The sequence below is a fragment of the Hymenobacter amundsenii genome (assembly GCF_002204745.1).
Lineage (GTDB): Bacteria > Bacteroidota > Bacteroidia > Cytophagales > Hymenobacteraceae > Hymenobacter > Hymenobacter amundsenii.
On record NZ_NIRR01000004.1, the window covers coordinates 152,341 to 166,090 of the forward strand.

Consider the following 13,750-nt stretch of genomic DNA (forward strand, 5'->3'; position numbering starts at 1 on the left):
AGAATAGTAGGCAGAGGTAAGTACAAGAATATTTGGGAGTTGGTAGTGGTAGAAGCAAACGACAGGCACGTCGTGCAGCACGACGCGGGCTGACATTGCAACGGTGACTTAACGTCAGCTCGCGTCATGCAGCGCAGCATGCTGCGCTGCATGCTGCATAACGTGCTGCTAAACTGACAACGACCCGCCCCATGCAGCCCCCCGGCATTATTCTGTATCTTTTGCCCTCTAAACTCTGTTCCTACTACTTTGTCAACCCCTCTACCGCCTTCCCGCCTGAGCGGGCTGTTCCGCCGTAAAACCGTTACGGACCTGCTCGTTAATCCGCCCGCCGACTCGGATATGCTCGGCCCCAACCCTGGCGCCCACGGCCTAGAGCGCCACCTCACCGTCCGCGACCTAACCTCGCTCGGCATTGCCGCCGTTATTGGAGCGGGCATCTTCAGCACCATTGGCAATGCGGCCCACGACGGCGGCCCGGCTGTGTCGATGCTGTTCGTGTTTACCGCCATTGCCTGCGCGTTTTCGGCCCTGTGCTACGCCCAGTTCGCGGCCACCATTCCGGTGAGCGGCTCGGCCTACACCTACGCCTACGCCTCGTTCGGCGAGCTAACCGCCTGGATTATCGGCTGGGCCCTGATTATGGAATATGCGGTGGGCAACATCGTGGTGGCCATTTCGTGGTCCGATTACTTTACGGGCCTCATGGATGGCATCGGGCTGCACATCCCCATCTGGCTCACGATGGGTATGCAGAGCGCCTACAACCAGTACCACGAAGTGCTGGCCCTGATGCAATCAGGCCAGCCCCTGACCGAGGCCACGGCCTCCCAACTGGCCGGCTACAACGCCTGGAACCTGGCACCCGAGCTGCCTGGTGGCCTGCGTCTGGTCATCGACCTGCCCGCCGGCCTCATTACGCTGGCCATCACGGCGCTGGTGTACATCGGCATCAAGGAATCCAAGAACGCTTCTAATATCCTGGTGGGCCTCAAGCTGATTGTGGTGGCCGTCGTGATTGTGGTGGGCATCTTCTACATCGAGCCCGATAACTGGACGCCCTTCGCGCCCAACGGCATTGGCGGGGTGCTCAAGGGCGTGTCGGCCGTGTTCTTCGCCTACATCGGTTTCGACGCCATTTCGACCACTGCTGAGGAGTGCAAAAACCCCCAGCGCGACCTGCCCCGGGCCATGATTTACGCCCTCATCATCTGCACCATTCTCTACGTGATTGTCACGCTGGTCCTCACTGGCATGGTGAACTATAAGGAGTTGGCCGTAGGTGACCCGCTGGCTTACGTGTTCAATAAAGTGGGCGTGAAGTGGCTGGGCGGCGTGGTAGCCGTGTCGGCGGTGTTTGCCATGGCCTCGGTGCTGCTCGTGTTCCAGATCGGCCAGCCCCGCATCTGGATGACCATGAGCCGCGACGGACTGCTGCCCCCGGTATTTGCCCGCGTGCACCCCAAGTTTCACACGCCTTCGTTCAGCACCATCGTCACGGGCTTTTTCGTGGGCGTGCCGGCGCTGCTGCTCAACATGGATCTGGTGATTGATTTGACCAGCATCGGTACGCTGTTCGCCTTTGCGCTGGTGTGCGGCGGCATCCTCGTTATTGACCCCTATGGTACCTCCGACGCCCGTTTCAAGGTGCCCTACATCAACGGCCAGTTCCTGGTGCCCCTGATTTTGACCATTTGCGGCGTGCTGGTACTCATCTACAACCAGGACGGCATCCGCGAATTTACCCATGCCCTGACTACCAGTTACGACGAAGGCCGCCATTACATTCCGATGCTGGTGTTCTTCGGTTTCTGCCTGGGCCTGTCGTGGGTGTCGTTCCGCAAGCGCCTGAGCTTGCTGCCCACCCTGGGCCTGCTCACCAACCTGTACCTGATGACCCAGCTGGGCATCAACAACTGGCTGTTGTTCTTTGGCTGGCTGGTCATCGGCCTGGCCTTGTACTTCAACTACGGCTATAAGCACTCGAAGCTGAGCCTGAAGAAGGCCGTTGGCTGATAGCTTTTTCGGTTGCTTACCCGGCCAGCCTGGCTCCTCGGCGCAACTTCGCCGTCATTATTTCTTCCCTGAAACGCTGTCTATGTCCCCCTTATTCACTTCCTCCGGTTCTCTGCTGACACTGCTGGCTGGCCTCGGTCTGGCTGGTGCTGCCCTGTCGGCCCAGGCTCAGCCCTCGGCTCCCAAGGCCCCAATGGACGTGGCGCGGCCCGTGCCGATGCCGCTGCTCCAGCCCTGGGACGGCCCCCACGGCGGGGTGCCGCCCTTCGATCAGGTGAAAGTGGCCGATTTCAAGCCGGCCCTGGAGGCCGGCATGGTCGAAAACCTGGCCGAAATTGCCCTCATTGCCAACAACCCGGCCGCGCCCACCTTCGACAATACGATTGCCGAAATGGAGCGTAGCGGCCGCACCCTCGACCGGGTGCAGACGGTGTACGGCATCTGGGGTACCTCGCTCAACAACGCGGCCATGGCGGCCGTGCAGGCAGAAATGGAGCCCAAAATGGCCGCCTTCAGCGACCAGATAACCCAGAACACGGCCTTGTTCAAACGCATTGAAGCGGTGTATAACTCGATGGCGGCCCAAAAGCTCACGCCTGAGCAGCAGCGCCTGACGGAGGTGCGCTACAAGGCCTTCGTGCGGGCCGGGGCCAAGCTCGATGCCCCCGCCAAGGCCCGGCTCTCGGCCATCAATCAGGAGCTAGCCGGGCTGTTCAACAAGTTCTCGCAGAACGTGCTGGCCGATGAAGCTGACCAGACCTTAGTGCTCAAAACCGAGCAGGATTTGAGCGGGTTGCCCACCTCCTTGCGCGATGGAGCCAAAGCCGCCGCCGACAGCCGTAAAGTGGCCGCGGCCGGCGTCATCACCAACACCCGCTCCAGCATCGACCCCTTCCTGACGTACTCCGACCAGCGCCCGCTGCGCGAGAATGCTTGGCGCATGTTCACGAACCGCGGCGACAACGGCGGGGCCCACGATAACAACGCTCTGATCACCCAGATTCTGCAGCTGCGGGCCGAGCGGGCCAAGCTGTTGGGCTACAAAACCCACGCCCACCTGCGCCTCGACAACACGATGGCCAAAACGCCCGAGGCCGCCATGGAGCTCATGGAGCAAGTCTGGAAGCCGGCCGTGGCCCGCGTGCACGAGGAAGTGGCCGACATGCTGGCCCTGGCCAAGAAGGAAGGTTCCCCCGCCGACTTCAAAATTGAGCCCTGGGATTATAACTACTACGCCGAAAAGGTGCGTAAGGAGCGCTACGACCTCGACCAGAACGAGGTGAAACAGTATTTGCAGCTCGACAAGATGCGCGAGGGGATGTTCTGGATGGCCGGCGAGCTATTCAACTTCAGCTTCGTGCCCGTTTCCGACGTGCCCGTGTTCCACCCCGATGTGCGGGTGTGGCAGGTGAACGACAAAACCACCGGCAAGCAGGTGGGCCTCTGGTACTTCGACCCTTACGCCCGTCCGGGCAAGAAATCGGGGGCCTGGATGAACGCCTACCGCCGCCAGCAGCGCCTCGATGGCCAGCCCGTGACCACCATCGTGTCCAACAACTCCAACTTCGTGAAGGGCAAGGCCGGCGAGCCGGTGCTCATCTCCTGGACCGATGCCACGACCCTGTTCCACGAGTTCGGGCACGCCCTGCACGGGCTGTCGAGCAACGTAACCTACGGCGGCCTCTCGGGCACGAGCGTGGTGCGCGACTACGTGGAATTCCCCTCGCAGGTGCTCGAAAACTGGCTGGCCACGCCCGAAGTGCTCAACCGCTTCGCCCTGCACTACCAGACCGGCAAGCCCATTCCGCAGGCTTTAGTTGACCGCATCGACAAGGCCAGTACGTTCAACGAGGGCTACGCGACCACCGAGTTCCTGGCCAGCGCCCTCATCGACATGAAGCTGCATCTGGCCGGCGACCAGAAAATCGACCCCGACAAGTTCGAGCGCGAAACCCTGGCTCAGTTGGGCATGCCCTCCGAACTGGTGATGCGCCACCGCACGCCGCAGTTCAACCACGTATTCTCCTCCGACGGCTACTCGGCCGGCTACTACTCCTACCTGTGGTCGGTGGTGCTGGCCGCCGATGCGTTCAGCGCCTTCACCGAGGCCGGCGGCGCCTACGATAAGCAAGTGGGCGAGCGGCTGCGCCAGCACGTGTTCACGGTGGGTAATACCATCGACCCGGCCGCTGGCTACCGTGCCTTCCGCGGCCGCGACCCGAAAATCGATGCCCTGATGAAGCAGCGCGGCTTCCCGATGGCCGGGGCCGCGGCTACGTCGGCCGCACCGGCTGCTGCCGAGAATCCCGCTAAAACGACCAAGGTGAAAACCAAGGTCAAAGCCTCGGGCAAGCGCAAGTAAGCAGTAGTTATTACTGCTAGAAATTAGCTCCCCTCCTCAGATAGGAGGGGTTGTGGGTGGTTGATGATGTCAGAACGGTTGCTAGCTTTAGCTGACGTTCAACGCTAGTCGACCACTCTCAACCCCTCTCTGTCTGAGGAAGGGAGCTAATTTTTAGTAACCATGCCGCCTGCCGCTGCCGAAACCATCCTACTCACGCTGCACCTGGCCGGCTCGGTGCCCGCCCGGGCCGGCCGCGAGCTACAGGGGAAGCGCGTAGCTGCCCAGGCTGCTGCCCGCGCCGCCCCCGACCCCGCTGCCGCCGGCCACCGCGCCGAGAAGCAGTTCTTCGTCGCCTTCGATGCGCTGTTGGATGCCCATTCGGTAGGGCCGGTTTACCTGGAACGGGAGAAGCTAGCCGAGTTGGTGGCCGGCGAGCTGCTGATGCTGGAGGAACAGGACCTGCGCGTGCCGGGCTTCGTGCTGCTGCCCAACCACCTGCACGCCGTGCTGGTGCTGCCAGCCGGGGCGGGCCTTTCGCTCTACAAAACCATCGAGCTGCTGCACCAGCGCACCGCCGCCCAGGCCCGCCGCCTGTTGCGCGGCCAGCTCCCACCCGAAGCCGACTTCTGGCACCCCGGCTCCCACGAGCTGCCTATCCAGGGCGAAGCCGAACTGGCCCGCGTACTGGCCTACCTGGCCTCACACCCCGCCCGCCTAGGCTTGCCCGAGCGGTTCCACGAGTGGCCATATATGAATGAGTGACTAATTCACCAAGTCACCGCGCCCGGTGGATGATGGCGACGCTGACCAGGATAATGACCATGCCCAGCAGGTGCCACAGGTTGAACTGCTCGCCATCGAGCACCCCCCAGGCCAGGGCTACTACCGGAATCAGGTAGGTGTTGGAGGCTGCGAACAGGGCGGTGGAGGTTTGGATGAGCTTGTTGAAGAGCACCATGGCCACGGCCGTGCTCATGGTGGCCAGCAGGGCAATGTAGCCGAAGGCCGTCCAGGCCCCGGGCACCACGGCCAGCTTGTGCAGAAAATTGGTGCCCACCAACAAAAAGGCCAGTGCCGGCCCCCCGATAAATAGCAGCAGCAACCCCGTCACGGCCAGGGCCGGAATGTCGCTTAGGTGGCGCTTAATCACGTTAATGCTGATGCCATAGCCCAGCGTGGCCACCACGATAAACAGCCCGTACCAGGCGTTGCCCTCGCCGGCGGGCGAGGTGCCGGCCGCCGCGCTGCCGCCCAGCAGAATGAGCACCAGCGTGCCCGCCAGCCCCAGTACAATGCCCAGCACCCGCAACCCGGTAAGCCGCTGCCCGAAAAAAGCCGCGCCCACCACCAGCGTAAACACGGCCGTGAGGGCGTTGAGCACGCCCGCCAAGCCCGAAGCCAGCCGGGTTTCGGCGTAGGCAAACAAGAAGGCCGGCAGCAGCGTGCCCACCACGCCGCTCAGCAGCAGCCACTTGAGCTTCTCGCGGTTCACCCGCCCCAGGTGGCGCAGGGCAAACGGCAGCAGCAGCAGCGCTGCCACGCTCACCCGGGTCGCGCCCAGCTCCAGGGCCGAAAACACCAGCAGCCCCTTCTTCATCAGAATAAATGAAGTGCCCCAAATAGCCGCCAGCACCAGCAGTAGCACCCAGGCCGTAGCCGTAGGAGCGGGCGGAGCCGGTGTGACGGGTGGCAGCGGGGTAGTGACGGGGCTGGGAGTGGAAGGCACGGGCAAAATGGCGGGCTATCTGGCAACCGAACTGACCGCCAACTGCCGCAAAGGTAGCCCTACTTATAGCGGCACCATCAGGTTGCCCATCGCCTTCTAGCTTGAAACGCTCAGCCGGATAGGCTACCAGTGCTTCTACTAGGGAGCCGTAATGACGATGCGCTGGTTTTGAGTTTGGCCGTTGCCGGTGCAAGACAATACATAGAGGCCGGGCGAACAGTCCGTGACGTCGAAGCTGGTAGCTCCGGCGGGGAGGGTTGCGGTTTTCTGGCGCCGGCCGATAGCATCCGTAAATGTGATTATGCGCGGATAGGCAACGGCGGTTAATTGCAACTGGCCGGTAGTTGGGTTGGGGGAAGCCAAAAGGGCCGGGATTAACTGGGCTGAACGACTGCTAAGCACCAGCGAACGTGCTCGGTATAATCCTCCTAAAATAAAGCTATCCGACCATATTCGGGTGGCCGAACTGGCTGCCATGCCGCTGTGTCTGATGCCGCTTTCCAGCTGTTTCCAAGTGCTGCCTCCATCAAATGAAACGGAAGTTCCTTCCTTTTCTGTACCATATGCCAAGTAAGTGCCTGGCGTACCTGGTACGGCCACCAAATCTCTGTAATCTAGTCGAGCGGTATTTACAATAGTCCAAGTGTTGCCGCCATCTGTCGTTCTAACCAACTTATCGGCATCAGTAAGTGCTAAGCCCCTAGATGAGTCTATAAAGGCCAGGCTCACTAAGACACCATTGGAAGGAAGTGTAGCTACTTGCCAGGTAAGACCTTGGTCGTGCGTAAAAAGCAACTGATTTTTTGAGGTAGGCAGCCAAAGCGAGCTTCCGAGCTGGTACAATTTTGTCGGTAAATCGTTGGCCAAATGAGCGGGTGCCTGTGCCATTAGTTTCCAGCTGTTGCCCCCGTCGGTTGTCTGATATAGTGGCCAGATAGCTGCCGCGCCATCGGGACTACCAATAAGTATCCCGTTGGTTGCCGTGAAAAACCGTAGCATACTAGCGTTCTGGGGCGGAGCGGGCAAAGGCTCCAGCTTACTGGGGCCGGAAGCCGTCGCCAGCAGAATCTTATCTCCGGTTGGATACTGGCTAATCAATACCCAGCTATGCAAGCCATCAGTAGTGCAGGCGTTTAGGATTTGGGTTCCGTCTTTAGGGCCCCCGGAAGCAACATATTCAACATCCCAGGTCTGACCCTCGTCAGCTGAAAAAGCAATAATATCTGTGTGATTACCGTGAGGTCGAAAGTTGCGGACTCTACTCCATACGCTAGTAGGGCCGGGCAGCTTCATATCCCGAAAGGCATAAGCGTTGAATACGTCACCTTCAAAGGGGCTTGGCTGTGCTACCCATACGTCTGACCAGGGGCCTTGCGCTGCCGCAGATTGTATTGGCAGTACCGAGGTTAAGGCCAGAAGCCCTAAGCCATAAAAAAGCGTGCGGATGGAAGCCATAAAAAATCAGAAAGGATAGAGGGGAAATAGTGCGACAATTACCTGATAAATAGGTGGTTATTCTTTCCTGAATACGTAAGCAGGTGTATTTATACCACTTGATGCCTCTAATATAGCCGCAAATAACTACCCCACCAGCATGGGCTCGGCGGCGGTTATTTCGTCGAGAATATGGTGGATTTCCAGTGGGTCGTTGGTGTCCACGAGGCGGCTGCGCCACTGGCGGGCACCTTCGAGGCCGCGGAAGTACTGGGCGTAGTGGCGGCGCATTTCGAACACGCCGGCGCGAGGGCCTTTCCACTCCAGGCTCTTTTCGAAGTGCATGCGGCAGGCCTGCACACGCTCCTCTACGGTGGGCGGGGCCAGCAGCTGGCCGGTGGCCACATAGTGTTTCACCTCCCGGAAAATCCAGGGGTAGCCGATGGCGGCCCGCCCGATCATGATGCCATCGACGCCGTAGCGGTTTTTGTACTCCACGGCTTTTTGGGCCGAGTCGATGTCGCCGTTGCCGAAGATGGGGATTTTGATGCGCGGGTTGTTTTTGATGGCCGCAATCAGCCGCCAGTCGGCCTCGCCCTTGTACATCTGCACGCGGGTACGGCCGTGGATGGTGAGGGCCTCTATGCCCACATCCTGGAGGCGCTCGGCCACTTCCTCCACGTTTTTGGTGTCCTCGTCCCAGCCCAGGCGGGTTTTTACGGTTACCGGCAAATGCGTAGCCTGCACCACGGCGGCCGTCATTTCCACCATTTTCGGAATGTCGCGCAGCAGGGCCGCGCCGGCACCCCGGCAGGCCACCTGCTTCACCGGGCAGCCGTAGTTGATGTCGATCAGGTCGGGGCCGGCCTCGGTGCTCAGGCGGGCGCACTCGCCCATGGTGGCCACGTCGGAGCCGAAGAGTTGGATGCCGATGGGTCGCTCGTAGTCGAACACGTCGAGCTTCTGGCGGCTCTTGGCGGCGGCCCGAATCAAGCCTTCCGACGAGATGAACTCGGTGTACATCAGATCGGCCCCGCCTTCCTTACACACGGCCCGGAACGGCGGGTCCGACACGTCCTCCATGGGCGCGAGCAGCAGCGGGAAATCGGGCAGGGCAATGTTGCGGATGTAAACCACTTGTTTTTCAGCTGATGGCTAATAGCAGTTGGCTGTTAGCTTTTGATGGATGACGAAAGAGAAAGACCAGCACGCGCCAGTTGGGGCTGATACTGGTATTTTGCGCAAATTTACGATTATTAGGGTCTTGACTGGCTGAAGGCTGGGGGCTTAGATGGGACGCTGTCATCTTGGTACTCTCGTTCCCCCAGCCCTCAAAACCCCAAGGCCCCCTCTGCTCCCCACCAACCCAGACCCCCGCATGAAAGGTTTCGTTTCGAGTCGGCTGCATCCGTTGGCTAATCTGGCGCTGCTGCTGGTGCTGCTGATAGCCACTTTCAGCCTGAGCATGTTGCTGATTGCCATTGCCAGCAACCTGCTCTATGGAGTGGGACTGATGGGGCTGGGCAACGTGCAGCAGCAACCCAGTAACTACGCCAACGGCTGGCAGATTTCCATGCTCAGCCAGGGCCTGCTGCTGCTCGGCGGCTTTGGGGGTGCGGCCGTGGCGCTGGCCAAGCTCACGGGCTACGAGCTGTCCGAGTACTTCGCGCCCCGGCGGCCGGTGCCGGGCCAGTGGCTGCTGCTGGCGGCCGTGCTCATTATCGCCAGCCTGCCGGCCATGTCGGTGCTCATTGCCTGGAACTCGCAGTTGCACCTGCCCGCCGGCCTCTCCCACCTCGAAGAGTTGGCCCGCCAGGCCGAAGATCAGGCCCAGATCATCACGAGCTACCTCACCCGGTTCTCGTCGCCGCTACGCTTCGTGGTGGCCGTGCTGGTCATTGCGGTAGTGCCGGCCATCAGCGAGGAGCTATTTTTCCGGGGCGTGATCCAGCGCAACCTCGTGCAGTGGACCAATTCCCGGCACGTGGGCATCTGGCTGGCGGCGGCGCTGTTCAGCGCCATCCACTTCCAGTTTTTTGGCTTCTTCCCGCGCTTCGTGCTCGGTTTGCTGCTGGGCTACTTGTACGAGTGGAGTGGCAATATTCTGGTGCCCATGGCGGCCCACTTTGCCCAGAATGCCTTTCAGCTAGTGCTGCTCTACGCCCAGCAGCGCGAGTGGTCGGCCGCCGACTTCGACCCCGACTCGACGGAGGCGCTGCCCTGGTACTGGGTGCTGGCCTCGGTGCTCGTATGCGCGGCGCTGCTCTGGTACCTGCATCGCGCCCTGCAAGCCCCCCGCGCCGACGCCCAGCCCACCCAGATGCACACGCTCGGCCGCCGCGGCATCGCCGCCCACCAGCCCGCCGATGCCCTACCGCCACCCGCCCGCACCCTCAGCCACGACGGCGTGGACACGACCCGGGAGTGATTTTTTAGCTCTTAGCTGATGGCGCTTAGCTGTTAGCTTTGCTCTGGCCCGGCAATAAGTTCGGGTGTTGCTTATTCTCGATGCCCGAAAGCTACCAGCCGAATACCCATCAGCTCAAAAAAACTGCCCGCTTGTCTACCTCTCCCGCCCCTGCTTCGTCCGTTACGCCAGCCTCCCCGGCCGACAAACCGCCCATGTCTAACCTGAGCCAGCGCATTGTTTTTGGGTTGCTGGGGGCCGCTTTGCTGCTGGGCAGCGTCTGGCTGAGTGCCTGGACTTTTGCCGTTTTTTTCGCGGTGGTGCAGGCCAAGATGCTGCTCGAATTCTACCGCATGATGCGCCAGGCCGGCTACAAGCCCGCCGCCATGCTAGGCGTGGGTATCAGTCTTTTGTTGTTCGCCAGCGTGGCCGCCCTTACCGATTTCCGAGTGCTGGCCAATGCCACCGCGCCCGAGGCCGTGGCCGACCTGCACTACCTGCGCACCTCGGCCGTGGGCCTGATTGCGCTGCTGCCAGTGCTGCTGATTCTGCGCGAAATGTATTCCTGGCCCCGCCTCAACCAGCCCTTCGCGCCGTTTTCCAACGTGGGCGTGGCCCTGCTCGGGCTGCTCTACGTGAGCCTGCCCATGAGCCTGCTGAGCGTGGTGGCCTTCAGCGGCGGAAGCGGCTACGATTACCGCCGCATTGTGGCCCTGTTGCTACTGGTGTGGTCCTCCGATATTGGGGCCTACGCGGCGGGTAAAACGCTGGGTAAGCACAAGCTGGCTCCCAAAATCTCGCCCGGCAAAACGTGGGAAGGCGCTGTGGGCGGCTTTCTGCTGACGCTGCTCGTGGGGTATTTGCTGGGTTACCTGCTGCCCGAACTGTCCCTGGCCTACCGCCTCGTAGTGGCCGGCACGGTGGCCGTATTCGGCCCGCTCGGCGACTTGGCCGAGTCCATGCTCAAGCGCAGCGTGGGCGTCAAGGATTCGGGCCGCATCATGCCCGGCCACGGCGGCCTGCTGGATAGGTTCGACGCCTTCCTGTTTATTCTGCCGGTGCTGGCGGTGTTGCAGTTGGTGTTTGGGGGGTAGGGGCAAGCCAAGCTGAAACTGGAAAAGCCAACGCCCCCGCGTTGGCTTTTTACATGGCGCGAGGCGGCCTGCTTCGCAAAATTTCCCTGGCAAACCATCTTGGCCTGATGGTCAGTAACTCGCCGTAATCCGCTTACCTTTGGGCCCCTAATTGTTGCTGTGGCCCGAAATCCCCCCAGCGGGCCGCGTTCCTCTCATTTCCCCACCCACCCAACCCCCACCCGTATGCCCGCCACCACGGTCTACAAGTACAAAGAGCCGGCCCCGCGCGTCGATGCCGAAAATCCGCTGGAATCTATGATGTCGCGCTTCAACGTCGCGGCCGAAATCCTGGGTCTCGACGAGGAAACCTACGAAGTGCTCAAAGCCGCCGATAAGCAGGTCATCGTGCACATTCCCGTGACCATGGACAACGGCAAGGTGCGCGTGTTCGAGGGCTACCGGGTGATTCACAACACCATCCTGGGCCCGAGCAAGGGCGGCATCCGCTACGATAAGAACGTGCACCTCGACGAGGTGAAGGCCCTGGCCGCCTGGATGACGTGGAAGTGCGCCGTGGTAGATATTCCGTATGGTGGGGCCAAAGGCGGCATCATCTGCGAGCCTACCAACATGAGCGCCGGCGAGTTGGAGCGCCTCACCCGTGGCTACACGCTGGCCATGAAGGACGTTTTCGGCCCCGACCGCGACATTCCGGCCCCGGACATGGGTACCGGCCCGCGCGAAATGGCCTGGCTGATGGATGAGTTTTCGAAGACCGTGGGCGCTACTTCGCCCGCCGTCGTGACGGGCAAGCCCCTGGTAATGGGTGGCTCGCTGGGCCGCACCGAGGCTACCGGCCGCGGCGTGATGGTATCGGCCCTGGCAGCCCTCAAAAAGCTGCAGCTCGACCCCAAAGAGGTGTCGGCGGCGGTGCAGGGCTTTGGCAACGTGGGGGCCTGGGCCGCCAAGCTGCTGAGCGAGAAAGGCGTCAAAATCAAGAGCATTTCCGACGTGAGCGGCGCCTACTGGAACGAGAACGGCATCGACATCGACGAGGCCATTGCCTACAAAAACGTACACGCCGGCCGCCTCGATGGCTTCCAGGGCGCCACGCTCATGGACAACGCCTCCGACCTGCTCACCTCCGATGTGGATGTGCTCGTGCCCGCGGCCGTCGAGGACGTCATCACTGAGCACAACGCCCACCACATCAAGGCTAAGCTGATTGTGGAAGGCGCTAACGGCCCCACGTCGGCCTCCGCCGACCCTATCATCAACGAGAAGGGCATTATGGTGGTGCCCGACATCCTGGCCAACTCGGGCGGCGTAACTGTTTCGTACTTCGAGTGGGTGCAGAACCGCCAGGGCTTCAAGTGGAGCGAGAAAATGGTGACCGAGCGCGCCGACCGCATCATGAACGATGCCTTCGAGAAAGTGTACGCTACCAGCCAGAAGTACAACGTGCCCATGCGCATTGCCGCCTACGTAGTAGCCATCGACAAAGTGGCCCAGACCTATAAGTTCCGGGGCGGCTTCTAACCCACTGCTGAGGCAGGTTTTTGGATGCCGCTGATGCCAATAAGCTGCGCCGGCGGACCATCCGGTGGTTTGCGCTAGCCTCGCTTTGGGCCCACCGTAGCATTTGCCCCGCACCCGTATATTTGCTTTCCGATAGCCCGGGCCGGTGGTTCGGGCTATCTTCGCGTAATTCGGATGCTTCTAGCTTGCAACTTGCTTGCAACTTGCAGCTCCCGCTTTCTGTTTACTGCACAAAAACACCAAGTTTTAGCATCCTAACAACCTGCTCGCTGCCTACTTTAGGGGCCAGGTACATCTGCGGCATCCAAAATCTGCATCATCAGTGATTTATGAAAATCCATAAGGAAGGACGACGAATTCTGTTTTTCACGCTGCTGGCATTGCTGGCCGTAAACCTGCTGCTGTTCCGCTACAATGCCGACAACGACGGCTTCAACAAGGTTTTCGGCGGTATATCGGTTATCATGTTCCTTATTTTGCTGCAGTTCTTCCGCAGCCCGGCCCGGCGCCTGTTCACCCACGAAGACCTGATTATTGCCCCGGCCGACGGCAAGGTGGTGGTAATTGAGAACGTGCAGGAGCCCGAGTATTTCGACGACATGCGCAAGCAGATCAGCATTTTCATGTCGCCGATTAACGTGCACATCACCCGCAACCCCATTTCGGGCATCGTGCGCTACTTCAAGTACCACCCGGGCAACTACCTGGTGGCTTGGCACCCCAAAAGCAGCACTAAAAACGAGCGGACCACCGTAGTGGTGGAGTCGGAGGCCGGCCCGCTGGTGCTCTTTCGCCAGATTGCCGGCGCCATGGCCCGCCGCATCGTGTGGTACGTGAACGAGGGCGATGAAGTAAATCAGGGCGAGGAGTTCGGCTTCATCAAATTCGGTTCCCGGGTCGATATTTTCGTGCCCCTCGATACGGAAGTGAAGGTGCAGATTGGCGAGAAAGTAAAGGGTGGCCAGACCGTCATCGCCCAACTCAAAACCCCACCCCCGAGCCTGTTTTAAGTCCTTTAAGCGGCACCTACCTGTACTGAAGCGGTAGCTATTTCCCGCAGAGGGGCGCAGAGCCGTTCTCGTAACGGTAGCAATAAGATGCCCGCAGCGGCTTCCGATTCGGAGGCCGCCGCGGGCATTTTCAGGCCTTTCCGCACTCAGGTCCGGCAAGATTCGGCAGCAAACGAGGGTAATAATAGGCTGGTCTGA

10 protein-coding genes are annotated in these 13,750 nt (G+C 60.8%); 7 read left to right on the top strand and 3 right to left on the bottom strand.

From position 1 onward, the window contains the following. The first annotated feature begins 342 nt into the window (after positions 1-342). The 3 genes from CDA63_RS04790 to CDA63_RS04800 all read left to right on the top strand — a co-directional run bounded on the left by CDA63_RS04790 (position 343) and on the right by CDA63_RS04800 (position 5,122). A complete protein-coding gene (locus tag CDA63_RS04790; protein WP_199797494.1) occupies positions 343-2,016 on the top strand; it encodes an amino acid permease in 1,674 nt (557 codons plus the stop codon). An 82-nt stretch (positions 2,017-2,098) separates the two neighbouring features. Continuing rightward, positions 2,099-4,378, top strand: coding sequence for a M3 family metallopeptidase (locus tag CDA63_RS04795; RefSeq protein ID WP_088463309.1), 2,280 nt, complete (start codon positions 2,099-2,101; stop codon positions 4,376-4,378). Between the two features lie 162 nt (positions 4,379-4,540). After that, on the top strand, positions 4,541-5,122 hold the full coding sequence (locus tag CDA63_RS04800; protein WP_088463310.1) for a hypothetical protein: 582 nt from the start codon (positions 4,541-4,543) through the stop codon (positions 5,120-5,122). A gap of 13 nt (positions 5,123-5,135) precedes the next feature. On the opposite strand, the gene CDA63_RS04805 is transcribed toward CDA63_RS04800, so the two are convergent. The 3 genes from CDA63_RS04805 to dusB form a co-directional block, all read right to left on the bottom strand. Next, positions 5,136-6,086 (bottom strand): DMT family transporter, encoded by a 951-nt coding sequence (locus tag CDA63_RS04805; protein WP_088463350.1) that lies wholly within the window; start codon positions 6,084-6,086, stop codon positions 5,136-5,138. Between the two features lie 138 nt (positions 6,087-6,224). Beyond that, the gene (locus CDA63_RS20325; protein ID WP_126546738.1) at positions 6,225-7,541 is read right to left on the bottom strand and encodes a T9SS type A sorting domain-containing protein; all 1,317 of its coding nucleotides are present in this window, start codon (positions 7,539-7,541) and stop codon (positions 6,225-6,227) included. A gap of 126 nt (positions 7,542-7,667) precedes the next feature. Next, complete coding sequence (gene dusB, locus CDA63_RS04815) at positions 7,668-8,657, bottom strand: tRNA dihydrouridine synthase DusB (RefSeq protein WP_088463312.1); 990 nt, start codon at positions 8,655-8,657, stop codon at positions 7,668-7,670. Between the two features lie 241 nt (positions 8,658-8,898). Between dusB and CDA63_RS04820 the strand changes: the two genes are divergently transcribed. The 4 genes from CDA63_RS04820 to CDA63_RS04835 all read left to right on the top strand — a co-directional run bounded on the left by CDA63_RS04820 (position 8,899) and on the right by CDA63_RS04835 (position 13,552). After that, complete coding sequence (locus tag CDA63_RS04820; RefSeq protein ID WP_165768191.1) at positions 8,899-9,948, top strand: CPBP family intramembrane glutamic endopeptidase; 1,050 nt, start codon at positions 8,899-8,901, stop codon at positions 9,946-9,948. A 131-nt stretch (positions 9,949-10,079) separates the two neighbouring features. Next, positions 10,080-11,021 carry a phosphatidate cytidylyltransferase gene (locus tag CDA63_RS04825; RefSeq protein ID WP_165768192.1) on the top strand — a complete coding sequence of 314 codons (942 nt, stop codon included), beginning with the start codon at positions 10,080-10,082 and terminating at the stop codon, positions 11,019-11,021. A 225-nt stretch (positions 11,022-11,246) separates the two neighbouring features. After that, a complete protein-coding gene (locus tag CDA63_RS04830; protein ID WP_088463315.1) occupies positions 11,247-12,542 on the top strand; it encodes a Glu/Leu/Phe/Val family dehydrogenase in 1,296 nt (431 codons plus the stop codon). A 329-nt stretch (positions 12,543-12,871) separates the two neighbouring features. Continuing rightward, the gene (locus tag CDA63_RS04835; protein ID WP_088463316.1) at positions 12,872-13,552 is read left to right on the top strand and encodes a phosphatidylserine decarboxylase family protein; all 681 of its coding nucleotides are present in this window, start codon (positions 12,872-12,874) and stop codon (positions 13,550-13,552) included. Positions 13,553-13,750: the final 198 nt, after the last annotated feature.

Bases quoted from the DNA above. Each gene is read 5' to 3' on its own strand.
- CDA63_RS04795 (WP_088463309.1), top strand. From the start codon at position 2,099: ATGTCCCCCTTATTCACTTCCTCCGGTTCTCTGCTGACACTGCTGGCT.
- CDA63_RS04800 (WP_088463310.1), top strand. From the start codon at position 4,541: ATGCCGCCTGCCGCTGCCGAAACCATCCTACTCACGCTGCACCTGGCC.
- CDA63_RS04835 (WP_088463316.1), top strand. From the start codon at position 12,872: ATGAAAATCCATAAGGAAGGACGACGAATTCTGTTTTTCACGCTGCTG.
- CDA63_RS04820 (WP_165768191.1), top strand. From the start codon at position 8,899: ATGAAAGGTTTCGTTTCGAGTCGGCTGCATCCGTTGGCTAATCTGGCG.
- CDA63_RS04830 (WP_088463315.1), top strand. From the start codon at position 11,247: ATGCCCGCCACCACGGTCTACAAGTACAAAGAGCCGGCCCCGCGCGTC.
- CDA63_RS04790 (WP_199797494.1), top strand. From the start codon at position 343: ATGCTCGGCCCCAACCCTGGCGCCCACGGCCTAGAGCGCCACCTCACC.
- CDA63_RS20325 (WP_126546738.1), bottom strand. From the start codon at position 7,541: ATGGCTTCCATCCGCACGCTTTTTTATGGCTTAGGGCTTCTGGCCTTA.